A 24,290-nucleotide genomic window follows, 5' to 3' on the forward strand; every position below is an offset into this window, starting at 1 on the left:
GTTTTGACACAGCCAGGGTCGGGAGCGGACCCAGGGCTGAGTGGAATCCGTCAGGATTAGACCAATAGGGTCTCCATCGGGTGGCCGGCCGTGCGACATGCTCGATGCACGACGCCATAGCGGCGTGGGGTCGGTTCAGGCTGCCCAATACCTACTTGCCACCGCCTTCGGTGAGCCATGCCTGGATGGGCCACGTACGTCAGGGTCTCTCCTCAATCAGCCCGCGGATGCGCGTTGCGAGGGCTTCCAGGGCGAACGGCTTGACCAGGATCTCCATGCCCGGTGAGAGATGGCCGTGGTTGAGCGCGGCATTCTCGGCGTAGCCGGTGATGAACAGCACCTTGAGGCCAGGCCTCGACACCTTGGCCGCATCCGCCATCTGCCGTCCGTTCATCCCGCCGGGCAGGCCGACATCGGTTACCAGCAAATCGACGCGCACGTCCGATTGCAGCACCTTAAGGCCGGAGGCACCGTCCGCAGCCTCAATGGCCGCATAACCGAGATCCTCCAGCACCTCGGTGACAAGCATCCGCACCGTCGGCTCGTCGTCGACCACCAGCACCGTCTCGCCGGCCTTGGCCCGGGCGGCCTCCGACAGGTCCGGGACCGCTTCGGACGCCTCAGCCTCGCCGCGGTGACGGGGAAGGTAGACGCAGACCATCGTGCCCTTGCCGGGCTCAGAATAGATCCGCACCTGCCCGCCGGACTGCTTCGCGAAGCCGTAGATCATGCTCAGGCCGAGGCCCGTGCCCTCTCCCATCGGCTTGGTGGTGAAGAATGGATCGAACGCCTTCGCCACCACCTCCGGCGGCATGCCGGTGCCGTTGTCCGACACGCACAGCGCCACGTACTGCCCCGGCTCCAGGTCGCGCTCGCGGGCACCGGCCCGGTCGAGCCAGCGGTTGCTCGTCTCGACCACGATGCGACCGCCGTCGGGCATCGCGTCCCGGGCGTTGATGCAGAGATTGAGCAGGGCGTTCTCAAGCTGGCTCGGATCGACCAGGGTCGACCAAAGGCCACCGGCGCCGACCACCTCGACGGACACGGCAGGCCCGACCGTGCGGCGCACGAGTTCCTCCATGCCCTCGACCAGCCGGTTCACGTCGGTCGGCTTGGGCGCGAGGGTCTGGCGCCGGGAGAAGGCGAGCAGGCGGTGGGTCAGGGCCGCCGCCCGCCGTGCCGCGCCCTGGGCGGCGCCGATGTAACGCTCCAGGTCGCCCATCCGGCCCTGGAGCATGCGGGTCTGCATCAGCTCCAGCGAGCCGACGATGCCGGCGAGCATGTTGTTGAAGTCATGGGCGAGGCCGCCGGTGAGTTGCCCGACCGCCTCCATCTTCTGCGATTGCCGCAGGGCCTCCTCGGTGCGGGCGAGCGCCTCGGCCTGGGCCTTGGCGGCGGTGACGTCGCGCACCGTAGAATATATCAGGCCGCCGGTCGGGACGGCGTTCCACGACAGCCAGCGCCACCCGCCGTCGCGATGCCGGTAGCGGTTCTCGAACGACATCTGAGCGTCGCCGCGCGCGAGGCCGGCCGCGGCCTCCTCGGTCAGCGCGCGGTCGTCGGGATGGACGAAGTCGAGGAACGGGCTCGCCTTCATCTCGGCCTCGGTCCAGCCGAGCGTCGCCGCCCAGGCCGGGTTCAGGCTGACGAACCGGCCTTCGAAGTTCGCTACGCAGAGCATGTCGGAGGAGGCCCTCCAGATCATGTCCCGCTCAGCGGTGCGAGCGGCGACCTGCCGTTCGAGCTCCTCGGACTGGCGCCGGCGTTCGTCGATGTCGGTGTGGGTGCCGACCCACTGCGTGATCGCACCCGCCGTATCCCGGACCGGCTGCGCCCGCGCCAGGAACCAGCGATGGGCGCCATCGGCGCCGCGGATGCGGAACTCGACCTCGTAGTGCTCGCCCGTGGCGATGGAGCGGTCCCAGCCCTCCCGGGCCGCCGACAGGTCGTCGGGATGGATCAGGTCGACCCAGGTCGCGATCCGGTTCAGGCTGCCCGGCTCGACGCCGGTGTAGGCGTAGGCCTGGCCGTTGAACCAGTACAGCTTCCCGTTCGGCCGGGCCGCCCAGACCTGGTTCGGCACGGCCTCGGCGAAGGCGCGGAACTGCGCCTCGCTGGCCTGCAGGTCGGCCTCGACGCGCTTGCGCGCGGTGACGTCCCGGAACAGCACCGAGACCTGTCGCCGGGTCGCCGGCTCGATCCGTGCGGCCGAGACCTCGATGTGACGGCCGACCTCCGGGAAGGCACGCTCGAACCGGATTGATTCCCCCGTCCGCAACACGCCTCCGTAGAGGTCGAGCCAGCCCTCGGCCTCGTCGGGCGCGATGTCGCGCAGGGTCCGCCCGACGATGTTCGCGATCCCGGTCTGGCGCTCGTAGCCGTGGTTAGCGACGGTATGGACGTAGTCGGTCGCCGGACCGTGCGGGCCGTCGATGAACTCGATGATGCAGAAGCCGTCGTCGACCGCCTCGAACAGCGCCGTGTAGCGCTCCTCGGTCTCGCGCCGGGCGGTGGCGTCGACCATGGTCCCCAGCGCCCGGAAGGCATGGCCATTCTCGTCGAAGAGGCAACGCCCCTTGGCACCCACCCATCGCACGGTGCCGTCGATGGGGGAGACCACACGGAACTCCGCCTCGAACGAAGCGCGCCGCTCCTGATCGAGGGTTGCGGCGAACGCGGACAACGTCGCCTCGCGGTCGTCGGGATGCAGGCCGTCGCGAAGCGTATCGAGGCCGCACGGGGCGTTCGGCGAAAGGCCGAACAGCCCGCGTGTGCGCTCAGACAACGTCAGGGCGTCGGCGACGATGTCGAGGTCCCAGGTGCCGATCTCGGCCGCCTCGGTGGCCAGCCGCAGGGCCATCTCGCTGAACTGCAGCCGCTCGGCGTCGGTGGCGCGGGCCGCCGACAGGGCGGCGTTCTCGCCGCGCAGGGCCGCAAGCTGCAGCACGTCGGCGCTGACGTCGTACTGGCTGGCGAAGAAGTACGCGACCTCGCCGGCGGCGTCCTTCACCGGCGCCAGCAGCAGCTGGTTCCAGAAGGTCGTGCCGTCCTTGCGGTAGTTCAGCAGGGCGACCTCGATGCCACGCCGGGCCGCGATGGCTTCCCGCACGCGGGTTATGTCGCTTCGGTCCGTCTCCGGCCCCTGGAGGAAGCGGCAGTTCCGCCCGATGATCTCCTCGCGTGCGTAGCCGGTGAGACGGCTGAAGGCTCGGTTGACGAAGATGATCGGGTTGTCCGGCTGGCGCGGGTCCGTGACGATCATCGGCATGCGCGTCGCGCGCACGGCCGCGGCGAACGGATCGGTGATGTCCTCCCCTCCGGCGATCTCGGAGAGGATGCGGTGGGTATCCCGCAGGACGGTCTCGGCCTCGGTTTCGGCCAGCTTGGGAAAGTCTGTCGCGTCTGTCACGCGGGGCCGTCTAGCAAATTCGCCATGGGTGCTGAACCACGGTTCGGGGTGGGCCGATGCACGCAGGGCTCGGATCCACGGATGGGGAATGGGCCGATGCCGAGGGGGGCGGGGCCACATGGAGGCACGGCGCCGATCCGGTTCGCCCGGTGGGCCGCGTGCCGGTCAGGTCGACGGAACGACCATCCGGAAGTGCAGGCCGCCGTCGTCGATGGTGCGCTCGAACCGGCCGGCCAGGCTGCGTTCGATGGTCTGCTTGAGCAGGCGCGAACCGAATCCCGTGCCCTCCGCCTTGGTCGTCCCGGCCGGCGCGGCGCCCTCGGTCCATTCGAGGGTCAGGACGTCGTGATCGACGCGCCCGACCAGCCTGAGTTCGCCGCCCCCGGACAGGGCGCCGTACTTTGCCGAGTTGGTGGCGAGCTCGTGGAAGATCATCGCGTAGTCGTTGACCTTGTCGGGGCCGGCGACCGCGGCGGCCTCGATGTCGACGGCGATGTTGGCGCCGTTCCGGTACGGCGACAGGATACGCTCGGCGAGGTCGCCCAACCTGACCTCGCCCCGGTCGAGCTTGTGCGACCGCGTCGCCATGGTCGTCGCCTCGTGCAACACCCCGAAGCGCTGCGACAGGTCCTCGGCGAAGCTCGGGGTCGACTTGGCGTCCCGGGCGACGATGGCGGTGAGCGCGCGGGCGACGGTGAACATGTTCGAGACGCGGTGGGCGAGCTCGGACGTCAGCAGGTGCTCGGCCTCCTCGGCGCGCTTGCGGTCGGTGATGTCGAGGAAGATGGCCTGCACCCACTCGCCGACCTTGCCGGCATCCCCGCCTACGCCACGCGCCGAGATCCATCGGGCGTCGGCGCCTTCGCCGATCCGGAAGTCGAAGCTGTAGGGCTGCGGGTCGGTGGCGCTCGCCGCCCAGTCAAGCATCATGCCGTGGCGGTCGTCGGAAGCGACCTTCTCGAACAGGGCATCGATGGTGACGACCGGCTCCGTCGTGCCCCAGAACTCCCGGCAAAGGCCGTCGAGTTGCGCCAGGCGCCGCTCCGGGGACCATGCCCATAGGCCGACGCCGCCCCGGTGGATCGCCCCGGTGAAGCTCTCCAACGTCCACTCGTCACCGGCCAGAGTCGTGCCTTGGACCATGCGTCTTCTCGAACCGAGCCTAGGGGATGCGGAGGCGCGTTCCCACCTTGGCAGTGGGAACTCGCACCGGACGCCTTTGCTCCGAAACTTGCCGCATCGGCCGATGCTGTCGCCTCCCGCGGCCATCAACAAAGCGAGATGTATAGGCCGGCAGTGGTCGCCTGGTCGGCCGCAATCGAACGTGGACCCCTGGGTCCTCGGGCACGGGACGGCAGATGACGCAGCCATCGGCGGCAACCGAACGGCTCAGTTCGTGTTGACCGTTCCATGACGACGAAGCGCTCCATGGAAGCCTCGGCCGTCCTCGTCGTCGAGGATGACGATCTCGTGCGCCTGTGCGCCATCGAGATGCTTGAGGACGCGGGCTTCGCAATCGTCGAGGCGCGCCATGCCGACGAGGCGTGGTTCATCCTGCACGAGCGCTCTGACATCGGCGCGCTATTCACCGACGTCGACATGCCGGGCACCATGTGCGGGGTGACCCTGGCCGGACGCGTCCACCACACTTGGCCCGACATCCGCCTCGTCGTGACCTCGGGGCGCCGGCGGTTCGCCGATGGCGAGATCCCCGACCATGGCGTGTTCGTGCCCAAGCCCTACAGCGCCGACCAGGTCGTGGATGCCATCGAGCACGCGGTCTGACCGTCGGCCTTTTCCGATGACCTTATGAGGGGAGTTCGCTCGGTCGCTAGGCTCCGCCGCATCGATCCGTCGTGCGGGGCGTTGCCCTCTGCCTGAACCATCCGATGCGGCGGAAAGCCGTTCGTCGCCCGAGAGCGGCCGGAGGGGGGCAACGGAAGGAAACGGAATGCCGAAGCCCATGTTCGACGAGAGCAACATCACCTGGCGGACGCTCGACTGGCTGCCGCACATCGCCTTCTTCGTCTACAAGGTCGATGAGGAGAACCGCATCGTCGACGTCGTCTTCAAGTTCGCGGCGAACCAGAAGGTGATGCTGCACCGGCACAAGAGCCCCTACGTGACGCTCGTGATGCAGGGCGAGCTCCGGTTCTACCGGCAGGACGGGACCCACAAGGAGACCCGTCCCACGGGCAGCTACGTCTCGGGCGTCGCGAACGGCGAGCCGCATCTGGAAGGCGGCGGCGACGAGGACGCCATCGTGTTCTTCAGCAACCGCAACATCGAGGACGCGCTCTACGAGTTCCTCGATGAGGCTGGTAATCCCGTCCAGGTCCTTGGCATCGCCGATTTCAAGGCGCAGCTCGAAGACCAGATCGCGACGGGCACCTTCGCGAAGGTCACCGCCAGGGCGGCGTAACCTCTGTGAGGCCGGGGATGCGGGCAGCATCCTCGGCTTCGCCCTGACGATCATTCTGCCTTGCAGGTCATGCGTGCAGAATCCAGTCACGTGCCCCGGGTACGATACGGCGAGCCACCCGTATCCTAGAACATCCCGTTCGGATTCTCGGACGCTTCGGGCATCACCTGCAGCACGTCCCAGTGCTCGACGATCTTCCCCTCGGCGTCGAGCCGGAAGATATCCATCGCAGCGTAGTCGCTGCCGCCCGGCCACTTCTGCAAGCAATGTAGAACGACGAGATCGCCCTCGGCCACCGCCCGCTTGACCTCGACACGCTTACCCGGCCACTCGCGCGCCATCCGCTCGAAGTAGTCGACGAAGCCGTCCTTGCCGCTCGCTACATGCGGATTGTGCTGGATGTACGTGTCTCCGACGTAGCGCTCGATGGCTTCACGCGGACGGCACTCGTTGAACATCAATTCGTAGAAGGCGACGACGTTCGCCTTGTTCCGGGTAGGATCGGACATGACACCCTCGGAGGTGTGGCGGTTGCCCCTCAGTAACCCGTCCAGTGATCCATCACCTCACGATGTCGAACGCCGCTGAGGTCCCGAGGGAGGCCGCATTTCGGTGGTCCACCTCATCCGATCATGGGTTGGGCAGGTTGATATCGACCCAACGTGGTCGTCGGGACCGCCATCGGCGCTTGCCGAAAGCGACGATTTGTCGGTCATCCGGCAGCCTCGGCTGGAAGTGGTTTGCTGACGTCAGGCCGCGCCGAAGGCGAGATGATACCGAGCCTCGCCCTCCGGGCGGTTCCCGCACAGGCTTAAGGACTGGAAGTATTCAGGGGGCACCCCGGCGAGGACGATAGCTGGGTCGGCAGCGAAGCCGAAGCGTCGGTAATAGGCAGGATCACCCAGCACGACACAGCCCCCGGCACCACGCTCCCGCAGCCTGCTCAATCCCGCCTCGATCAAGCGTTGGCCTATACCTTGTCCGCGATATTCGGATTGAACTGCCACGGGGCCGAGCCCGAACCAACCTTCCGCCGCGCATCCGACCACGACGAGTGAGAAGGCGACGTGCCCTACGACCTCGTTGGCTACCGTGCAGACAAGGGAAAGGGTCAGCACGCCGCCCTCGCGAAGAGCGTCCACGATGTCCGCCTCGGTGCCGCTGGCGTGAGGCGCATCATCGAAGGCGGCGGAGACGAGCGCACGGATCGCGATGGCGTCCGTGCCGGCTTCAGGACGTATGATCATGCGGACCACATACCCTGGTCGTCTCGTCGGGTCAGCCGTGGATCTCAATCGGACGGTACCAAGCATCGCATCGGGTCAAGGAAACACCGGACGCTGGTCCGGCGCAGATTTTCGCAGGACGCTGTCCAACACGGCATGCCGTTGGGCGGCGATGGGGACGGGTTCGACGGAAACGACACGGTCCTCGAAATCACATCCGCTGAACCGCGGCGTCATGACAGGCCAAGTGCCGTGACGTGTTGGACCACACCTGACGCCGGAACGGTCAACTAGGCGAGGTTGTTTCTGGCCCACATCACTAACGATAGGAGTTATCGAATGCGCAAGCTCGCACTTGCTTCCACCGCGCTGCTTGGCCTCGGCCTTCTGGCATCGGCGCCTGCAGAGGCTCGCGGTTGGGGCGGTGGCTACGGCCACGGCGGCTATGGCTACGGCGGCGGTTACCGTGGCGTTGGCTTCCGAGGCGGTTACGGCGGATACCGCGGTTACGGCGGCGGGTACGGTCGCGGCTACGGCTATCGCCGCGGCATAGGCCCAGGCGCTGCCATCGGCCTCGGCATCGCAGGTCTCGCCGCGGGTGCCATCGTGGCGAACAGCTACGGCGGCTACGGCTACGGTGGTTATGGGTATGGTCGCCCGGTCGGGTATTACGGCGGTGGCTACGGCTACGCTCCCGCCTACGCACCGGCTTATGGCTACGGCTACCCGGCCTACGGTTACGGGTACTGATCCAGGCCGCCTGACGTCTCGCCATCCACGGTGAGGTTCGTAGCGTGAACGCCGTGTGCCCGGAGCAATCCAGGCGCACGGCGTACCCATTTCCGGGCCAGTCCAGAAGTCAGTTTTGCCCTCAGGCCGGAAGGGTCACCTCGGCCCGCAGGCCGCCATCGGCCCGATTGACGAGCGTTACGTCACCACCATGGGCACGGATTGCCGACCGTGCGATGGCGAGGCCGAGACCGGTCCCGCCCGTGTCCGCGTTGCGCGAGCCTTCCAGCCGCGCAAAGGGCGCGAACATCTCCTCGATCCTGTCTGGCGGAATGCCCGGCCCGTCGTCGTCGATGAGGACCCGGATGCCGTCACCGCCCCGCTCAAGGGTGATCCGCGCCCTGTCGCTGTAGCGGACGGCGTTCCCGACGAGATTGTCGAGGGCCCGACGCAGCGCGACCGGCCGGCCATGGAACGGAAGGTCGGCCGGCGATAAGACGGTCACGTCCCGCCCCAGGACCACATGGTCCTCAACGAGCGCCCGGACCATCTCGGCGAGGTCCAACGGGCCGCCGTTCTGGGCGAGCGCATCGTCACGGGCGAACGCCAGGGTCGCGTCGACCATCCGCCCCATGTCCGAGATCGTACGCACCATGGCCGCGCGCAGCTCCGCATCCTCGACCATCTCCGCCCGCAACCAGAGCGAAGCGATGGGGGTGCGCAGGTCGTGGCTGATGGCCGCCAGCATCCGGGTGCGGTCGGCGACGAAGGCCCCCGAGCGCTCCTGCATCAGGTTGAACGCCGCCGTCATGGTCCGCAACTCAATTGGGCCACGCTCCGGTAGCGGTTCGAACGTGGCACCACGACCGGCCCTCTCCGCAGCCCTGGCGAGGTCCGCCACCGGTCCGACGATCCCGCGCCGTGCGATGGCGACGACCAAGAGCACCGCGACCACGCTCGCCAGGACCTGGATGAGCGCGATGCGCATCCACGGCGGCGTCCGGGACGCGAGCGGGGCCTCGGCGTTGAGCCAGCGGCCGTCGTCGAGCCGGACGGATACCCGTAGGGCCTGGGTTCTGTCGGACAGGCGGCCCTGGGAGGAGTCCTCTCCGACGTCCCGTTCGACCAGGGCGATCCGCGACTGGCTGGCGTCGTCCTTCATGCGTCGGTCGATCCGCCGAGCCAGCCGTGCCTCGTCGGGCCCCATCGCGCCTTCCGGCACGAGGCTCTCTGCATCAATGGTAAAGCGGTGGCGGGGGGAACCGTAGGCCGCGACCACACTCGGGACTGTGTCGGGCTGGACCGCATCGAGCAGGCGCACCAGCGTAGCGATGCGGTCGACCACCTGGGTCCGGGCCGCCGCGCGACCGACCCGCGAGGATTCGTGCGCGAACATCGCGAAGGCCACGGCCTGGGCGCCTACGACGGCGAGCACGAGGAGGAGCGCCAGCCGTCCGCCGAGCGAGCGCGGCACCAGCCTCACGGCACCGTCCTCACCTCGGCAGCCAGGACGTAGCCACCGCCCCAGACGGTCTTGAGGAGCCCTGGGTTGGCCGGGTCGCGTTCCAGCTTGCGCCGGAGGCGGCTGACCTGGTTGTCGATGCTGCGGTCGAACGCGTCGGCGGTCCGGCCGCTGGTCAGGTCGAGGAGCTGGTCACGGGACAGCACCACCCTCGGGTGCCGGGTCAGCGCCGCCAGCAGGCGGAACTCGGCTGTGCTCAGCGTCACCGGTGTGCCGGCGTCGTCGACGAGCTCGCGCCGGTCGGTGTCCAGCGTCCAGCGGTCGAACGCCAGCTTACGTCCGTCCGCCCCGTCCCGGGTCCGGGGAAGCGCGCGCGTGCGCCGGAGGAGGTTCTTGATGCGGGCGAGGAGCTCGCGCGGCTCGAACGGCTTCGTGACGTAGTCGTCGGCCCCGATCTCCAGGCCGACGATCCGGTCGGTCCCCTCTGCCAGAGCGGTGAGGAGGATGACGGGCGTGTCGTACGCCTCCCGGATGTGGCGGCAGAGCGAGAGCCCGTCCTCGCCCGGCATCATCACGTCGAGGAGCACCAGGTCGATGGCGTTTCCCGCGAGAACGACGCGAGCGGCCGCGGCGTCGGCCGCGACGGTGACCCTGAGCTCGTGCTTCCTAAGGAAGGCCGCGAGCGGATCCCGGATGTCGCGATGGTCGTCGACCACCAGGATGTGTGCGTCGTCCATGTTCCGAACCTTTCGTCCCGGACCCTAACGCGTGGCGCTGTCCGCCTCCCGAGGGATTCTGTCGCGAGATGTATCGGGACCTTCGAACACGCGACGGCTCGCGACGAAAACGGGGTTTCCCGGCAAATCCCTGCGACAGGCCAGCGGCAAGGTGCGGGCAGTCGAAACACCGCATCGGGAGACGAGGCGATGACGAAGGAAGCGGTACGCGCGCCGACCCTGTTGAGGCGGCTCCTGCCCGCGGCCCTGCTGGCGGCCGGTCTGGCGGCGCCGCTGGCCTCCGCCGGCACGGCCGAGGCCCGCGACGGCTGCGGCCTCGGGGGTCACCGCGGGTTTTACGGCTACTGCCGGCCCAACCTCGGACCGAGGGTGTTCTACCGGCCCTACGCCTTCCGGCCCGCGTTCTACGGACCGCGACGGTTCGGTTGGGGCGGTCCTCGCTGGCACCGCTGGGGCGGCTACCGGCATGTTGGCTGGGGCCATCGCGGGTGGGGCCACCAAGGCTGGGGCCATCGCGGGTGGCATCACCGTTGGTGACACTATTGAGGCTTGGGGTTGTGCCATCCGGCGCGGCCCCGCGACGACCCTTTGACGGGAGAGGTGCGATCATGACGAAGGCTATCGCCTGCCTGACCCTGTGCACGCTCCTGGCGGGGTCTGCCGCCTCCGCCCAAACGCCTGTCGGCACCAACCCGCCGAAGGACCCAAGCCTCGGCGTCGACTTGTCGACGTTCCTTGCGCGGAACCGCACACGGATCATGCTGGCCGACGCCGACCACGACGGGCGCGTCAGCCGGGCGGAATGGGCGGCCTGGTGGGACGCCCGTCCCGGCAAGGGACCCTACGACCCTGCCGGGCGGTTCCGGGCCATCGACGCGGACGGCGACGGCTTCCTCACCGACGAGGAGATCGACGCTACGTCCACCAAGCGGTTCGCACGGCTCGACGCCGACCACGACGGTCGCGTCGTCCGCGCGGAGCGACCCTGCCGCGCCAAGTGAACCGAACGCCCGGGATCGGGGTTCGGATAGCGATTTCCCCCAGGGCACGGCCCGTATGCCGCGCCCACCAGAATGAAAGAATCAGGATGAAGCTCACAGGTCTCATCGTCGCCGGGTTCGCGACGCTGCTCATGGCAGGCGGGGCCCAGGCCCTGCCCATGCCGGCCGGCGGCATCGGCATCGACGCCCCCATCGTCCAGGTCCGCGCCGGCTGTGGCTTCGGCGCCCATCGCGGTCCGTTCGGGGGCTGCCGCCTGAACCGCGGGCCGCGCGGTGCCATGCGGCGGGCCATCACCGGCGCACCGCGCGGTTGTCCGCCCGGCCTCTACCGCGGACCGGGCGGTCGCTGCCGCCGCTGACGACGACGGCTCGTTCGATCCCGGACTGAACGCCACTCCTCAAGAGCCTCGCCAGGTCGACCGACTTGGCGAGGCTCTGCCGTAATGAGGGTCGGACGGTTTGGCATCCTCAGCAACGGCGAGACGCATACGCCCCATTCTCACCGAGGTGGCTGAGTATGCTTCCGCAGAATTGATCGTCTCTCGGCCGCGCCTGTTAGCCCGCGTCGCGCGTGAAGGCGTCGAATGCCCGGGCGCTGTAGACAAGCGCCGCGCCGGCATTCAAGGCCACGGCGACACCCAATGCCTCGACCATCTCCTCCTGGCTCGCGCCGGCCTTGCGCGCGGCGTCGGTATGGAAGGCGATGCATCCATCGCACCGGGTCGTCACCGCCACGGCGAGGGCGATCAATTCCCGCGTCTTGTCATCGAGCTTCGGCTCCTTCGGCTTGGCCGATGCCAGCTTGTCATGTGCGCTAAGGAGTTCGGGGCTGATCTGACCCATCTGTCCCAGGGTGGACATCAGTTCACCACGGTAGCCATTCCAATTTTCCATCTCGGATCTCCTCCAAATGCGGCTCTGTCGGGAGCCGTCCTTAACGAGACGCGAACCGATGCGCCTACCATCTAGTAGGTAGCTTGGCGTCATAGCCATGGCAACCTGGCCGACGTCCTCATGGTAGCCGTACGGAACGACGTCCTTTGGTGCGCTTGCCGTCGGCCGCCGGCGCGGGCTCCTCCAGCGGATCGGGCGGCGGATTGGAAATCAGCGCGGCGATCCGTCGAAGCTCGGCCCGGGCCCTCTCGCAGATGTCGGTTACGTCGTCGTGCCCGTGGCCCGGGGACGATGACCGTGCAGAGGTGCTCGTAACCGCTCGACGCATGGACCGCGAAGGTCACCGACCAGACCGGGGCCCTGCCTGGGCCGTATGTCGTAAATTCGATTTTTCGCGGTTCGACGCGAAGGCCGATATCCATGTCGATGACGTCCGAACTTGATTGATCGATCAGCAGGGATTCCGCCTGCCGGCCGCCAGGCTCGCCCGGTCGATGACCTACACTTGGCCACGTCGTACCTCGACGAGGCCTTCGTCCGCCCATTCGCCCAGGAGGCGGCTGACGACCTCGCGCACGCTGCCGACGTCCGACGCAAGTTGCTGGTGGGTCTTCCAGACGATCCCGTCGACATCGGCCTCGACCAGCAGTCGCCGGGCAAGGCGTTGCTCCAAGGGGGCGAACGCGATCTCCTCCACCAGGTCGAACATTCCCGACAGGAGCTTGGTGTAGTCGTCGAGGACGAAGGTCCGAAACGCGTCGCTCTCCCGCATCAGCTGGCGGAAGGTGTCGGACGGGAGGGCGGCCAGCTCGGTTCGGGCCTCGGCGACGCTCTGCGCCGGGAAGCCCCCGCCCGACAGGAGGCATTGGGTGGTGAGGACGCAGGTCCCGCCGGCGCCGACCTTGTAGATCAGCATCTCCCGGCCACCCTCGGACATCCGGAATACCCGGGTCCGGCCGTCGATGCACATAAGGTAGTTCGCGCACGAGTCCTGAAGCTCGTAAGCAATCGCCCCGGCTTCCAGGATGGGGAAAGCGACCGTGCCCCGCGCGAGCTGAAGATGGCTCGCGCTGAAATCCCGGACCAGCGGAAATCGCTCGATCCAGCGCTCGACCTGATCGGCGCTCTGCATGGTCTTCCTCCTCGGGCTGGCGGTCATTGAGCGCCACCATGCCCCGGTCGATGCGTGAAACCTTGGGATCCACAGCCTTCGGTGACCTGGGTCACAGACGCTTGGAACTGACCTCAGTACCACCGTCCTTAGAGAACAAAAATCCGCTCGGGCGACGGCATGAGGAAGCAAAGGCTTCCCGTGGGCCGGGGCGAAACCATCGGGAGAAAACCATGCGCCGCCTCGCCCCCCTTCTGCTCGCTTCCATGCTCCTGGCTGCTCCCGCCCATGCCGAGCAGGACCTGCTCCTGGGTGCCGACATGGGCTCTGCCGCGATGACCAAGGCCGAGATGACCCGGGCCGACGTCGAGGCGCTGATCGCCAAGGCGGACGGCAAGCCCATCGACCTCTCCGACAAGGCGCTCGCCGGCCTCGACCTCTCCGGGCTCAACCTCAAGGGCGCGAACCTGCGTACCGCCCGGCTCAACAAGGCCAACCTGCGGGGCTCCGACCTGTCGGGCGCGAACCTGGAGCAGGCCTGGTTCATCAAGGCCGACCTTAGCGGCGCCAAGCTCGTCGGCGCCAAGATGTTCGGCATTACCGCCCGAGACGCGAACCTCAGCGGGGCCGATCTCAGCCGGTCGATGCCCATCGGCGACTTCAAGGGCGCCAACATGAGCGGAGCGACCCTCGTCGACCTCAAGGGCGGCGCCGACATCAAGAACCAGTCCATGGGCCTGATGCGGGCCGTGTTCGTCTCGGTGAACCTCAGGGGTGCCAACCTGAAGGGGGCGAACCTCGGTCGCTCGCGTCTGGAATACGCCGACCTTACGGATGCCAACCTCACCGACGTGGTCCTGATGGGATCCGACCTGTCGGGGGCGAACCTCACCGGTGCGACCGTGTCGGGCGCAGACTTCAAGAACGTCGACGTCAGCGGCGCCCGCCTCGTCTCCCTCAAGGGGCAGGACAGCGCTAAGGACTGGTCCGCCCGCGTGAACGTCGACCGCGCGATCACCGGAGCGTCGAACTGAGTCCCGAGGCCCGCCGCCTTGGCGGGAAGCGTGCCTACGTCCGGATGTCCATCCCCGTCGTACGGACGGACCGGCAGGTGGCGATCCAACCCACTCCTCGGGTTGGCTCGATCCCGATCCGACAGCGGCCGTTCCAAGGCTTCGTGGTCTCCTTCCGGTCCTGAGGGCAGTCTTTTCCCCCGTCAGGCCCTGGTGCGGATGCCGTTCTTCAATCTGTCGGCGCTTCCGGGGTCGTGAGCGAACTGCGTCACGACGGGGTGACGACGGCACAGCGCCCTCAAGCGCTCGGTCGTATCGCGGTGACGTTCATAGCTCTGCGCCACGCCATCGACGTCGCCCGTCAGCATGGCCTGCTCGTCATAGGACGCATCGCCCGCGACGAGGACGAGATGGTCGTCCTGCTCGATCGCGACGGATTGGTGCCCGTCCGTGTGCCCGGGCGTCGGCACGATGCGGATGCGTCCGTCCGACGTCAGCTTCGTACTGGCCTCGAAGCTTTCCCAGGGTCCGTCGGCATGCTCGACCGTGCGGGGCTTGAACCAGTCGGGATAGTGCATGTTCAGGTAGCCGTTCAGCGGACCCGTCCGGGCCAGGGCCGCCTTCGCCTCGGTGGCGCTCAGCACGAACTCGCTGCGGGGAAAGCCGGGAATGCCGCCCGCATGGTCTCCGTGCATGTGGGTCATCACGACCCAACGTACGTCGCGCGGATCGAAGCCGAGCGCCCGCACCCAGGCCTGCGCTTCCTCCTCCGGCTTCACCCAACGTCGTTCGCAGGTCCGCATGAACGGGTGCCACCACGGCTGGTAGCCGGGATCGTTTGCATGCGAGCTCTCGCCCGTATCGACGAGAACCAGACCTTCCGGGTGCTCCACCAGCCAGCAGCCGATGGGCAGGCGCGGGCTCCAGTTCCTGTCCAACATGACATCGAGGGCGCGTCTCGGTCGCGCCTTCTGAAGGGCGTGCTGGTGGCGGGACTTGATCTGGACGTCGCCCGTTCGGATGGGGTGGATCTTCACAGGATGATTCCTTAAAACGACATTTGTAGTTTTTAAATGGATCAAGCGAACGGTGTCGTCAACGGGAGATGCCATGACCGACGCAAGCCCTCCCCGTCGGCGGGAAGGAGGCCGGAATGCCCGCGTGCGGGAAGCCGTCAGGGACGCAGCGAAGGCCGAGCTCCTGCAGAACGGCATCCTGGGTCTGTCCCATCGCGCGGTGGCCGACCGGGCCGGGGTCGATCCCTCGACCGTCTATCGACGCTGGCCGACACGCGCGGACCTGCTGGCGGACATTCTCGTCAGCGTGTCCGACGATGCCGTCGCGATACCGGATACGGGCACCCTCGAAAGCGATCTGACCGCCTATCTCGAACAGGTCGCGACGGCCTTGTCGAACCCGGTCCATGAGCGACTGGTGCGCTGGGCCATGGCGGCGGGGGATGGCAGCGACGAGACGGCCGATGCGGCCATCGCCGCGTTCTGGACGCATCGCTTCCAGCAGGCCATGGCCGTGATCGACCGTGCATCGGAACGCGGCGAAGCGGGGTTGGGCCTGGATGGCCTCCGCCTGATCGAAAGGCTCGTGGCTCCCGTCTGGTTTCGCCTTCTTGTTCTCCGAAAGCCCGTCGACAAAGCCTTCGTGAAAGACTGCGTCGCCGAAGCCTTGAGTACGCATCCCGTCACGTGATGTCGGTGTCAGGCAGCATGTTCGCTCCGGTGCCGTGACCTGCGTTCGATGGCGGCGTGATCTGTCAGCCTTCGAGCTTGGACCATGCAGAGGCGGATCTTTCCGCCACCCGACCTCGCCACGTCCATGACGATTCTGCCGTTCCCGAACGCGAGGATCGGCTTGAATCCCACCCGGCCGAGATCCCGATGGACGGCCCGCGGTCAATTGGGATCTCGACGATGCCTTCCCTGTCTCACCGGGAAACAGGAACGGCGCCGATGGAACGCAATCGGTGCAGGGACGTCACTCCCCTCCACATCGGCATGGAAGCAGGCGGCATGAGAGCATGAGCGGGAACGCGGAACGGTTGGGTCCGGCGAACGGAGCCGGGGAGGCGCGGGACCTGCACCCGCGCAAGTTCGACCTCCTCAACCTGACCCTGGTCGACGTCAACGGCGGGCTCCGACCCTACCTCAACGTCTTCCTGCTCGTGCACCGGGAGTGGAGCGCGACGACCGTCGGGTTGGTGACCACCATTGCGGGTCTCATCGGCGTCGGCCTGCAGGCGCCCCTCGGCGCCGTCATCGACCGGGCGCGCGACAAGCGTATGGCCATTGTGGCCGCCCTTCTGGCGGCGTCGGTCGGGGCTGCGGTGATCGCGATCTGGCCGCAGTTCTGGCCCGTGCTGGTGGCCTTCACGGTCCTGACCGCGGCGGGCAGCAGCTTCACTCCGACCATCGCCGGCCTCACGCTCGGCATCTTCCCGAAGGCGCGCCTCTCGCGCCGGATGGGCCGCAACAGCGCCTGGTACCGCGGCGGCAACGTCTGCATCGCCGTCCTGATCGCCCTGGTGGGCTACGGCTTCCCGGATCGGGCCGTGTTCTTCCTGGTACCCGCCCTATCGCTGCTGGCGGCGGCGGCCGTGCTCTCCATACCGCGCGACATCGTCGGACAGGAGATCGCTGAGGAGGTGAAGCCGAAGGCGAAGGGCGGCTCCGCACTCAAGGTGCTCCTCGCCAACCGCCCCCTCCTGATCTTCGCCGCGTCGATCTTCCTGTTTCAGTTGGCGAACGGGCCGATGGCCTCGCTCGTCGCCCAGAAGATCTCCTTGGCGCACGAGGATTGGTCGGCGGCGATCACGTCGACGACCATCATCGCGGCCCAGGTCGTGATGCTCCCCATGGCCATCCTGGTCGGACGACTTGCCGATGGCTGGGGGCGCAAGCCCATCATCCTGTTCGCGTTCGCGATGCTGCCTGTCCGGGCGCTGCTCTACACGGTGTCCGACGACGCGATCTGGCTGTTCGCGGTCCAGTCCCTGGAGGGCGTGAGCACCGGCCTCTACAGCGCGATCAAGCCGCTGATGATCGCCGACTTCATGGAGGACAAGAGCCGCTACAACCTCGCCTCGGGAGCCATCGCGACCGTCCAGGGCGTCGCCATCGCCCTGTCGAACGTGCTTGCCGGCAGCATCGTCGACCTCAGCGGGTTCACCGCGGCGTTCCTCGTCTCCAGCGCCATCGGGACCGCCGCGGCCCTGCTGCTGACCCGGATGCCGGAACCGTCGGGCGTCAAGGCCTGAACTTTGGGTCGCGACAACGTCCGGTATCCCGACCCGTGCCCGATCCTGGGATCGCGCCGAACCCTGCCGGCGGTCGCGAATGGGTGTCCGATGAGGCGGGAACACGGACCACGCGGAGGCATTGGGGCTGGAAGATCGCAGTCCCAATGGCAGCCGGAACGGACATCACTCTGCAATGACGAATAGAATCCCCTGGGCAGTCGCCCTCGTGGCCGTGTTGGCCAGCCTCGGTGTTGCGGCCCCCGCGTTCGCGCAGTCAGCGGCCAGTCGGATCGACCAGCCCACCCCGGGGACCTTGCCGTCGGGCACGTCGCACGACGGCGGAAACGGCCGTGTCGCGCCCCCGAGCGCCATCCAGTCCTCCACCGACGTCATGAAGGGCGGGGCCGTACAGGGTGACGGCGCGCTTTCTCGTACGAACCCGATACAGCATCTCCCCAAGGACATGCGCTGAGCGGCGGTGGCGCCGGTACCGTGATCCGGCGCGTCCTCCACGTCGTTACCCTCTGCGCGGCCACAGCGTTGGTCGCCTGCACGCTCCTGCCCCTGGTCCCGACCGAGTGGTGGGCCGTACGGCTGCTCGACTTCCCGCGCCTGCATTGGGCCATCGGCCTCATGGTGGTCGGCGTCGGCGTCCTGCTCTTCCCGTCGACGGCACGGTGGCTGACTGGCCTCGTCCTGGCAGCGGTCCTCTTGGCCCTGGCGGTCAATGTCACAATCCTGTGGCCGTACCGGCCGGACGGGGGTGGCCACGTGGAGGCATGCCCGGCGGACCGCAGCCTGTCCGTCCTGATCGCGAACGTTCAGCTCGGGAACAGCAATTCTCCCGGTTTGCTCGACACCGTCGGACGAGCCGACCCCGACCTGTTCCTCGCAATGGAGACGGATGCGTGGTGGGACGGGGCGCTCGATCCCCTCCGGAAGCGGATGCCGAACGTCCTGAAGCGGATCACCGGGTCGTACTACGGTATCGAGCTCTATTCGCGCCTGCCGTTGGTCAACGGCGAGATTCGTCATCTGGCGAATCGGGAGACGCCGGCCATCGTCACCGGCGTGACCATGCGGACCGGCGAGACCATAGATTTCATCGGGCTCCACCCGAAGCCGCCGCTCCCGTGGCAGTCGTCCCTCGGCAGGGACGCCGAGCTCTACGCCGCCGCGGGCATCCTGAACGAGCGCGTCGAGCCCGGCATCCTGGCGGGCGACCTCAACGCCACCCCGTGGGAGATCGCGGTCGAGCGCATGCGACGGCTCTCGGGCCTCGTCGACCCGCGCCGCGGCTACGGCTACGTCGCAACCTGGAACGCCGGATCGTCCTGGCTACGCTGGCCCCTCGACCAGATTTTTCACGAGGGGGGATTCGAGCCGGTTTCCATCGAGCGGCTCGACGCCTTCGGGTCCGACCACTTCCCCTACCTCGCCCGCCTATGCCGGCGAACGGGTCCGCCCGTCGATCCTGTTGCCCCTCCCGACGCGAGTGACGTCACCGCGGCCAACGACACCCTCGCCGCGGCGGACGCCATCGAGCGGATCAAGGGACACCCGGAACCATGAAGTCCATTCAGTCGGTCCCACGTCGCTTCGTCAACGCCGTCCGGAGATCCTTCCGGCAGTTCCTAGCCCTGCCGCTCGCCACCGTGCTCGGGTTCGTCGGGCTGAACGCATTGGTCTACCTCGCCGACAGGTCGTGGTCCGGCGGCCAGCCCCCGACCGGGTTCGCTTGGCTCGGCGAACTGCTCGGGGACAGCGCCGCCCTCGGAAGCCTGCTGACCACCGTGGCGTCGAGCATCATCACGGTCACGTCGATCACGTTCTCGCTGCTGCTGATCGCGGTGCAGCAGGGGGCCGCAGCCCTGACGGCCCAGGTCACCGACCAGTTCATGGCCCGGCGCACGAACCAGTTCTATTTCGGCTACTTCGTCGGCCTGTCGGTGTTCGTGCTGATGACCCTCGTGACCAACACCGGCTTTCACCGGCCCGTGTTCGGGACGACGCTGGCGCTGCTGCTCACGACCTCGGCGCTCTGCCTCATCATCGTGATGATCTACAACACCATCGACCAGATGCGCCCGGCGCAGATCATCCAGTTCATCCACGGGCGGGTGCTCGAAGCCCGCGCGGCGGATCTCGACCTGCTCGCGAGGACGCGCAGGACCTCCCGGCACGGCTGGCCCGTCGTCGCGTCGGTGTGCTCCTGGGAAAGCGGATACGTGGTCGGCATTGACCCGACGCGCATCGGCAGGGCCGTCGAGCGTTATGCGAAGGGCGCGGTCGAGATCGAGTTCGACATCGCGGTCGGGGCCTACCGAGCCGTCCACGACCCCCTGTTCAGGGTCCGGTGCCGGCCGGGCGTCGCGCTCGAAGCGGACGCGCGCGCATCCATTATCGACGAGACGTCGGCGGCGCTCGACTACGACGATGGGCGCGACCTCAAGCACGACGCTGCCTACGGCCTGCACCAACTCGCGACCATCGCCTGGACCTCCGTCTCGACCTCGAAGTCGAACCCGAGCCCCGGCATCTCGGTCATCCAGGCCCTGCGGGACGTCATCTCGCAATGGAGCGCTGGCGAGACCGAGGCGCGGGAGGACGCGAGCTCCTGCGTCGTCTATCGGGATGCCGCCCCCACCGTTGCGACCGACGCGCTTGAGGCCGTGATCGTGGTGGCGTCGGAGTCGATCCAGCCCCAGACCCTGGCCGAAGCAATCACGACCCTCGCCATCCTGCTCCGCCATGTCGGTCAGCCGACCGCCGAACGGCTCGCGGACGTATCCCACCGCGCGTTGTCCAGCCTCGGCGAACACGTCCTCACCCGGCAGCTCGAAGCTGCGCTCGCGGACCTTTCCGAGGCTCTGCTCGCGCGGGGCTTCGCCTCGGTGTCCGGCGCCGTCTCGGCCTCGACGGCGGACCTTGCCGCCAGCCTGGGCAAGCTCAACTCGCGCTCGACCCGCGTACCGGGAACGGTGTCGTAGCGGGAGCTGAAGTCGCGCAGCTGTCTTGGATCGGGCATGTCGCGATCCGCCTGGGCCAGCGATGCCGTGGTCTTGCGATGGGACCAAACCGCCAAGCGGGAGTTGTCGTCGGAACACGTTTCCCGAGGTACCCCAAAGCCCACGTCACGGGCATCGGTTGCCGACGACCGGATGCCACTCCATGACCAAGTCCGCCACGACGCATGCCCCCAGGGGTCGCGACATCCTGTCGACGGGTATCGCCGGCCTCGACGAGATCCTCGATGGTGGCTTGACGCGCGGTCGCCTCTATCTGCTCGAAGGGACGCCGGGGACCGGCAAGACGACGGTCGGCCTGCAATTCCTTCTCGACGGCGTCGCGCGGGGGGAGAGGGGTCTCTACGTCACCCTGTCGGAGAGCGCCGACGAGCTCTCGTTCGCAGCCGGGACGCACGGGTGGTCGCTCGCCGGCATCGAGGTCTATGAGCTCGTCAATGAACTCGGCTTGGATCCCGACAGCGAGCAATCCGTCCTGCATCCCTCCGAGGTCGAACTCGGGGAAACGGTGCGGGAGGTGATCGACCGGGTCGACAGCCTCAAGCCGCAGCGGGTGGTGTTCGACAGCCTGTCGGAGCTACGCCTGCTCGCCCAGAACCCGCTCCGGTACCGGCGTCAGATCCTGGCCCTGAAGCAGATGTTCGCCTCCCGGGAATGCACCGTCTTCCTGCTGGACGACGGGACCGCCGACGTCCAGCTCCACAGCATCGCCCACGGGGTGATCATGCTGGAACAGGTCCGACGCGGCTTCGGTGCCGCGCGCAGGCGCCTCGACGTCCTGAAGATGCGCGGCGTCAAGTTCCACGGCGGGCTGCACGACTTCGTCCTGGACACCGGTGGCGTCGAGGTGTTCCCCAGCCTCGTCATTGACGACCATGCCGCGGAGTTCGACATGACGCCGGCCTCGACCGGCTCCGAGGAACTCGACCTTCTCCTGGGCGGAGGGCTCGCCCCCGCGACCAACACCCTACTGCTCGGACCCTCGGGGGTCGGCAAGACCACCACGGCGGTCCGGTGCATGCTTGAGGCGTTGGACCGCGGGGAGAAGGCGACCTACTTCCTGTTCGACGAGGGCCGGCAGACCATGCTCACGCGAGCCAGGGCGCTGGGCATGGACCTCGACGCCCATCTTTCCAGCGGCAGCCTCGTCATCGACGAGATCGAGCCGGCCGAGTTCTCGCCCGGCGAGTTCGCGTGCAGGGTGCGCAGGACCGTCGAGACGCGGGGCGCGAGCTTCATCGTGTTCGACAGCTTGAACGCATACATCCACGCCATGCCCGGCGAGGAGTATCTCATCCTGCAGATGCACGAGCTCCTGAACTACCTGAATCAGAAGGGCGCCACGACCCTCTTGGTCCTCGGCCAGCACGGCGTGATCGGCGACGTCCGTTCGGACATCGACCTCAGTTACCTCAGCGACGGCATCCTGCTGTTTCGGTACTTCGAGGCCAACGGTGCGGTCCGGACCGCCCTGTCGGTGGTTAAGAGCCGCGTCAATTCCCACGAACGCACCATCCGGGAACTCAAGCTTTCCCCCATCGGTCTTCAGGTCGGCACCGCCCTCTCCGATTTCCAGGGCATCCTATCCGGATTGCCAACCTACGACGGCAAGGTCGCGTTGATCCCGGGCGCCGAGCCGGCAATATGACGGCAGCATCCTTTGCCGATGGCGAGGGCGTACTGATTCTCGCCCCGCGCGGACGCGACGCCGTCGTCATGGCGCAGCTCCTGGCTAAGTCCGACGTTGGCGTCACCGTCTGCGCCGACGCCGTCGCGTGGCTCGATGGGCTTCGTACGTCCGCCGCCACATCCATCGTGACCGAGGAGGCGCTCCTCGACGTCGATCCCGCATCGTTGGACGCCTGGGTCTCGTCCCAGCCGCCGTGGTCGGACTTCCCGTTCATCATGCTGGCGACGCGGCAGGCCGGGCGACGTTCGACCAAGGCCGCCGCCGTGATCGAACGCCTCGGCAACGTCGTCCTGCTGGAACGACCCATCAACGCCGAGACGCTTCTAAGCGCAGTCTCCTCGGCCCTACGGGTCCGTCGGCGCCAGTACCAAGCCCGGCAGCACATCTGGGAGCGCGAGGAGGCACAAGAGAGGCTGCGCATCGCGAACGAGACGCTGGAGCGTCGCGTCGAGGAGCGCACGCGCGAGGTCGAGGCAGCACGTGAAACACTGGCTTTCGCGCTCGATGCCGCCGGAATGGGATCCTGGGATCTCGACCTCGTCAAGGACACGGCACGGCGCTCCCGTCGGCATGACGCGATTTTCGGCTACGACCGGCCGGTCGCGACATGGGGCAGGGCCGAGTTCCTGGCCCATGCCGCGCCGGAGGATCGATCCATGGTCGAGGCTGCCTTCGCCCAGGCGGTAGAGACAGGAACCTTGGACTTGGAATGCCGGATGTCGCGGACCGACGGGGCGACCCGCTGGATCGCGGCCAAGGGCAAGGCTGAGTACGGCGATGATGGGAGCCCCGTCCGCATGGCGGGCATCATCGTCGACAGGACCGACCAGCGGAACACCGAGGAGGCCTTGCGACAGGCCCAGAAGATGGAGGCCATCGGGCAACTGACCGGCGGCGTGGCGCACGATTTCAACAACCTGCTCACGGTCATCGTCGGCGGCCTCGACATGATGCTGCGCAAGCCGGAGAACACCGAGCGCGTCGTCCGTCTGGCGGAAGCGGCGATGAACGCGGCGCGGCGCGGCGAGCAGCTTACCCAACAACTCCTGGCGTTTTCGCGCAGGCAGATGTTGCGGCCCCAGACCATCAACCCGAACCGCCTGCTCTCCGAGTTCAAGCCGCTGGCCGAGCGGGCGGCGGGCGGCGCCGTGGAACTCTCGCTGGATCTCGACCCCACCATCGATCCGATCCGGATCGACCCGGCGCAGTTCGAGGCAGCCGTGCTCAACCTCGTCGTCAATGCCCGCGATGCGATGGAAAAGGGCGGCTCGCGGATCGTTGTGCGGAGCCGGAACGTGCACCTCGACACAGCGGCGGTGGCCGACAGGAGCGTGCCGCCGGGAGCCTATGTCGAGGTCTCAGTGACCGACCAGGGCAGCGGGATCTCCCCGGAGGCCCTGGCCCGGGTGTTCGAACCGTTCTTCACCACCAAGGAGGTCGGCAAGGGAACGGGCCTCGGCCTATCGCAGGTGTACGGGTTCACCCGCAGCGCTGGCGGCTTCGTTGGCATCGAGACGGAGCTCGGCTTCGGCACCACTTTCCGCCTCCTGTTCCCCCGCTCCGCGGAACCGGCCGGCGAGGAGCTAGGCTCTGGCAGTGGCAATCTACCGCTACGCCGGGCAACTGAAGGCGATACCGTGCTCCTGGTCGAGGACGACGAGCAGGTGCTCGGCATGGCTGTCGAGAGCTTGGAGGAGCTCCACTACCGGGTGGTCGTGGCCCGCAACGCCGCGGAGGCCCTCGTCCATCTCCAGGGCGTCGAGCGGATCGACATCCTGTTCTCCGACGTGATGATGCCAGGCGGGATGAATGGATCGCAGCTCGCCGTTGAGGCGCAACGCCTACGGCCAGGCCTTAAGGTCCTTCTGACCTCCGGGTACGTCGCTAACCTCGAAGAGGGCCAAGTGATCGGGCGGGGCGACCTTCCGGTCCTCAACAAGCCCTACCGACGCGACGAGCTGGCTAAATCTCTTCGTCTCGTTCTCGGAGGAAAGCGTACCTAGGCGAGCATGAAGGAACCTCGGACCCCATCGTGTCCCGATGATCTGGTCCGGGGCGACCCCAAATTCGGGTTTGCTTCGAGGAGTGGGCCGAACCCCTCAACTCGGACATCGGCTGGGTGTCGGATCCAGTAGGCGAAAGTCGTGATAGACCGTGCATCGGCCCGCGGCGAATTGGGATCCGGCCTGGAAGGTTCGCGCCTGATTGAGCGTCTTGACGCTCCTGTCTGGTTTCGCTCTCCCGTACTTCGAAGGCCCATCGAGGAAGGCCTCCTGCAGGATTGCGTCGCCGAAGCCATGCGGAGCCGACTGGTCCT

22 protein-coding genes are annotated in these 24,290 nt (G+C 67.5%); 13 read left to right on the forward strand and 9 right to left on the reverse strand.

The annotated features are described in order from the left end of the window. Positions 1 to 199 precede the first annotated feature (199 nt). Together MFF07_RS21280 and MFF07_RS21285 are read right to left on the reverse strand one after the other, a co-directional pair. Entirely contained in the window at positions 200 to 3,409 is a 3,210-nt protein-coding gene (locus MFF07_RS21280; protein ID WP_238232828.1) for a hybrid sensor histidine kinase/response regulator, read from the reverse strand. Positions 3,410 to 3,574: 165 nt separating this feature from the next. Further along, positions 3,575 to 4,552, reverse strand: coding sequence for a sensor histidine kinase (locus MFF07_RS21285; protein WP_238232829.1), 978 nt, complete (start codon positions 4,550 to 4,552; stop codon positions 3,575 to 3,577). A gap of 267 nt (positions 4,553 to 4,819) precedes the next feature. Between MFF07_RS21285 and MFF07_RS21290 the strand changes: the two genes are divergently transcribed. Both MFF07_RS21290 and MFF07_RS21295 read left to right on the forward strand, forming a co-directional pair. Beyond that, positions 4,820 to 5,194 carry a response regulator gene (locus MFF07_RS21290; protein WP_238232830.1) on the forward strand — a complete coding sequence of 125 codons (375 nt, stop codon included), beginning with the start codon at positions 4,820 to 4,822 and terminating at the stop codon, positions 5,192 to 5,194. A gap of 166 nt (positions 5,195 to 5,360) precedes the next feature. After that, entirely contained in the window at positions 5,361 to 5,831 is a 471-nt protein-coding gene (locus MFF07_RS21295) for a cupin domain-containing protein (RefSeq protein ID WP_238232831.1), read from the forward strand. A 125-nt stretch (positions 5,832 to 5,956) separates the two neighbouring features. Here the strand turns inward: MFF07_RS21295 and MFF07_RS21300 are convergent, their stop codons facing one another. Both MFF07_RS21300 and MFF07_RS21305 read right to left on the reverse strand, forming a co-directional pair. After that, on the reverse strand, positions 5,957 to 6,340 hold the full coding sequence (locus MFF07_RS21300; protein ID WP_238232832.1) for a nuclear transport factor 2 family protein: 384 nt from the start codon (positions 6,338 to 6,340) through the stop codon (positions 5,957 to 5,959). Positions 6,341 to 6,580: 240 nt separating this feature from the next. Then, positions 6,581 to 7,078 carry a GNAT family N-acetyltransferase gene (locus MFF07_RS21305; RefSeq protein ID WP_238232859.1) on the reverse strand — a complete coding sequence of 166 codons (498 nt, stop codon included), beginning with the start codon at positions 7,076 to 7,078 and terminating at the stop codon, positions 6,581 to 6,583. A gap of 318 nt (positions 7,079 to 7,396) precedes the next feature. On the opposite strand from MFF07_RS21305, the gene MFF07_RS21310 reads away from it, so the two are divergent. Beyond that, positions 7,397 to 7,807: a hypothetical protein gene (locus MFF07_RS21310; RefSeq protein WP_238232833.1), complete on the forward strand. Its 411-nt coding sequence runs from the start codon at positions 7,397 to 7,399 to the stop codon at positions 7,805 to 7,807. 121 nt (positions 7,808 to 7,928) lie between these two features. Here MFF07_RS21310 and MFF07_RS21315 read toward each other — a convergent pair whose 3' ends face one another. Further along, positions 7,929 to 9,269: an ATP-binding protein gene (locus tag MFF07_RS21315; RefSeq protein ID WP_238232834.1), complete on the reverse strand. Its 1,341-nt coding sequence runs from the start codon at positions 9,267 to 9,269 to the stop codon at positions 7,929 to 7,931. Further along, positions 9,266 to 9,985 carry a response regulator gene (locus MFF07_RS21320; protein ID WP_238232835.1) on the reverse strand — a complete coding sequence of 240 codons (720 nt, stop codon included), beginning with the start codon at positions 9,983 to 9,985 and terminating at the stop codon, positions 9,266 to 9,268. Before MFF07_RS21320 ends, MFF07_RS21315 begins: the two co-directional genes overlap by 4 nt. Positions 9,986 to 10,174: 189 nt before the next feature. Here MFF07_RS21320 and MFF07_RS21325 point away from each other — a divergent pair, with 189 nt between their 5' ends. From MFF07_RS21325 to MFF07_RS21335, 3 genes are all read left to right on the forward strand, one after another. Then, positions 10,175 to 10,522, forward strand: coding sequence for a GCG_CRPN prefix-to-repeats domain-containing protein (locus tag MFF07_RS21325; protein WP_306424655.1), 348 nt, complete (start codon positions 10,175 to 10,177; stop codon positions 10,520 to 10,522). A 71-nt stretch (positions 10,523 to 10,593) separates the two neighbouring features. Next, complete coding sequence (locus tag MFF07_RS21330; protein ID WP_238232836.1) at positions 10,594 to 10,986, forward strand: acid-shock protein; 393 nt, start codon at positions 10,594 to 10,596, stop codon at positions 10,984 to 10,986. An 86-nt stretch (positions 10,987 to 11,072) separates the two neighbouring features. Next, positions 11,073 to 11,345 carry a GCG_CRPN prefix-to-repeats domain-containing protein gene (locus MFF07_RS21335; protein ID WP_238232837.1) on the forward strand — a complete coding sequence of 91 codons (273 nt, stop codon included), beginning with the start codon at positions 11,073 to 11,075 and terminating at the stop codon, positions 11,343 to 11,345. Between the two features lie 196 nt (positions 11,346 to 11,541). Here MFF07_RS21335 and MFF07_RS21340 read toward each other — a convergent pair whose 3' ends face one another. Next, on the reverse strand, positions 11,542 to 11,880 hold the full coding sequence (locus MFF07_RS21340) for a carboxymuconolactone decarboxylase family protein (RefSeq protein WP_238232838.1): 339 nt from the start codon (positions 11,878 to 11,880) through the stop codon (positions 11,542 to 11,544). Between the two features lie 499 nt (positions 11,881 to 12,379). Further along, complete coding sequence (locus MFF07_RS21345; RefSeq protein ID WP_238232839.1) at positions 12,380 to 13,012, reverse strand: Crp/Fnr family transcriptional regulator; 633 nt, start codon at positions 13,010 to 13,012, stop codon at positions 12,380 to 12,382. A 212-nt stretch (positions 13,013 to 13,224) separates the two neighbouring features. Between MFF07_RS21345 and MFF07_RS21350 the strand changes: the two genes are divergently transcribed. Then, on the forward strand, positions 13,225 to 14,025 hold the full coding sequence (locus MFF07_RS21350; RefSeq protein ID WP_238232840.1) for a pentapeptide repeat-containing protein: 801 nt from the start codon (positions 13,225 to 13,227) through the stop codon (positions 14,023 to 14,025). A gap of 182 nt (positions 14,026 to 14,207) precedes the next feature. Here the strand turns inward: MFF07_RS21350 and MFF07_RS21355 are convergent, their stop codons facing one another. Continuing rightward, a complete protein-coding gene (locus MFF07_RS21355) occupies positions 14,208 to 15,041 on the reverse strand; it encodes an N-acyl homoserine lactonase family protein (RefSeq protein WP_238232841.1) in 834 nt (277 codons plus the stop codon). Positions 15,042 to 15,165: 124 nt separating this feature from the next. Here MFF07_RS21355 and MFF07_RS21360 point away from each other — a divergent pair, with 124 nt between their 5' ends. The 6 genes from MFF07_RS21360 (at position 15,166) to MFF07_RS21385 (ending at position 23,976) form a co-directional block, all read left to right on the forward strand. Next, positions 15,166 to 15,711, forward strand: a complete 546-nt coding sequence (locus MFF07_RS21360; protein ID WP_238232842.1) for a TetR/AcrR family transcriptional regulator — start codon at positions 15,166 to 15,168, stop codon at positions 15,709 to 15,711. Between the two features lie 328 nt (positions 15,712 to 16,039). Then, positions 16,040 to 17,275, forward strand: a complete 1,236-nt coding sequence (locus tag MFF07_RS21365) for an MFS transporter (protein WP_238232843.1) — start codon at positions 16,040 to 16,042, stop codon at positions 17,273 to 17,275. 474 nt (positions 17,276 to 17,749) lie between these two features. Beyond that, a complete protein-coding gene (locus MFF07_RS21370; RefSeq protein WP_238232844.1) occupies positions 17,750 to 18,829 on the forward strand; it encodes an endonuclease/exonuclease/phosphatase family protein in 1,080 nt (359 codons plus the stop codon). Further along, the gene (locus tag MFF07_RS21375) at positions 18,826 to 20,247 is read left to right on the forward strand and encodes a DUF2254 family protein (RefSeq protein ID WP_238232845.1); all 1,422 of its coding nucleotides are present in this window, start codon (positions 18,826 to 18,828) and stop codon (positions 20,245 to 20,247) included. Before MFF07_RS21370 ends, MFF07_RS21375 begins: the two co-directional genes overlap by 4 nt. Positions 20,248 to 20,428: 181 nt before the next feature. Continuing rightward, positions 20,429 to 21,931, forward strand: a complete 1,503-nt coding sequence (locus tag MFF07_RS21380) for an ATPase domain-containing protein (protein WP_238232846.1) — start codon at positions 20,429 to 20,431, stop codon at positions 21,929 to 21,931. Next, positions 21,928 to 23,976 (forward strand): ATP-binding protein, encoded by a 2,049-nt coding sequence (locus MFF07_RS21385; protein ID WP_238232847.1) that lies wholly within the window; start codon positions 21,928 to 21,930, stop codon positions 23,974 to 23,976. Before MFF07_RS21380 ends, MFF07_RS21385 begins: the two co-directional genes overlap by 4 nt. The last annotated feature ends 314 nt before the right edge of the window (positions 23,977 to 24,290 follow it).

Source organism: Methylobacterium thuringiense, from assembly GCF_022179645.1.
GTDB lineage: Bacteria > Pseudomonadota > Alphaproteobacteria > Rhizobiales > Beijerinckiaceae > Methylobacterium > Methylobacterium thuringiense.

Bases quoted from the DNA above. Each gene is read 5' to 3' on its own strand.
- MFF07_RS21285 (WP_238232829.1), bottom strand. From the start codon at position 4,552: ATGGTCCAAGGCACGACTCTGGCCGGTGACGAGTGGACGTTGGAGAGC.
- MFF07_RS21290 (WP_238232830.1), top strand. From the start codon at position 4,820: ATGACGACGAAGCGCTCCATGGAAGCCTCGGCCGTCCTCGTCGTCGAG.
- MFF07_RS21295 (WP_238232831.1), top strand. From the start codon at position 5,361: ATGCCGAAGCCCATGTTCGACGAGAGCAACATCACCTGGCGGACGCTC.
- MFF07_RS21300 (WP_238232832.1), bottom strand. From the start codon at position 6,340: ATGTCCGATCCTACCCGGAACAAGGCGAACGTCGTCGCCTTCTACGAA.
- MFF07_RS21305 (WP_238232859.1), bottom strand. From the start codon at position 7,078: ATGATCATACGTCCTGAAGCCGGCACGGACGCCATCGCGATCCGTGCG.
- MFF07_RS21310 (WP_238232833.1), top strand. From the start codon at position 7,397: ATGCGCAAGCTCGCACTTGCTTCCACCGCGCTGCTTGGCCTCGGCCTT.
- MFF07_RS21320 (WP_238232835.1), bottom strand. From the start codon at position 9,985: ATGGACGACGCACACATCCTGGTGGTCGACGACCATCGCGACATCCGG.
- MFF07_RS21325 (WP_306424655.1), top strand. From the start codon at position 10,175: ATGACGAAGGAAGCGGTACGCGCGCCGACCCTGTTGAGGCGGCTCCTG.
- MFF07_RS21330 (WP_238232836.1), top strand. From the start codon at position 10,594: ATGACGAAGGCTATCGCCTGCCTGACCCTGTGCACGCTCCTGGCGGGG.
- MFF07_RS21335 (WP_238232837.1), top strand. From the start codon at position 11,073: ATGAAGCTCACAGGTCTCATCGTCGCCGGGTTCGCGACGCTGCTCATG.
- MFF07_RS21340 (WP_238232838.1), bottom strand. From the start codon at position 11,880: ATGGAAAATTGGAATGGCTACCGTGGTGAACTGATGTCCACCCTGGGA.
- MFF07_RS21345 (WP_238232839.1), bottom strand. From the start codon at position 13,012: ATGCAGAGCGCCGATCAGGTCGAGCGCTGGATCGAGCGATTTCCGCTG.
- MFF07_RS21350 (WP_238232840.1), top strand. From the start codon at position 13,225: ATGCGCCGCCTCGCCCCCCTTCTGCTCGCTTCCATGCTCCTGGCTGCT.
- MFF07_RS21365 (WP_238232843.1), top strand. From the start codon at position 16,040: ATGAGCGGGAACGCGGAACGGTTGGGTCCGGCGAACGGAGCCGGGGAG.
- MFF07_RS21375 (WP_238232845.1), top strand. From the start codon at position 18,826: ATGAAGTCCATTCAGTCGGTCCCACGTCGCTTCGTCAACGCCGTCCGG.
- MFF07_RS21380 (WP_238232846.1), top strand. From the start codon at position 20,429: ATGACCAAGTCCGCCACGACGCATGCCCCCAGGGGTCGCGACATCCTG.
- MFF07_RS21385 (WP_238232847.1), top strand. From the start codon at position 21,928: ATGACGGCAGCATCCTTTGCCGATGGCGAGGGCGTACTGATTCTCGCC.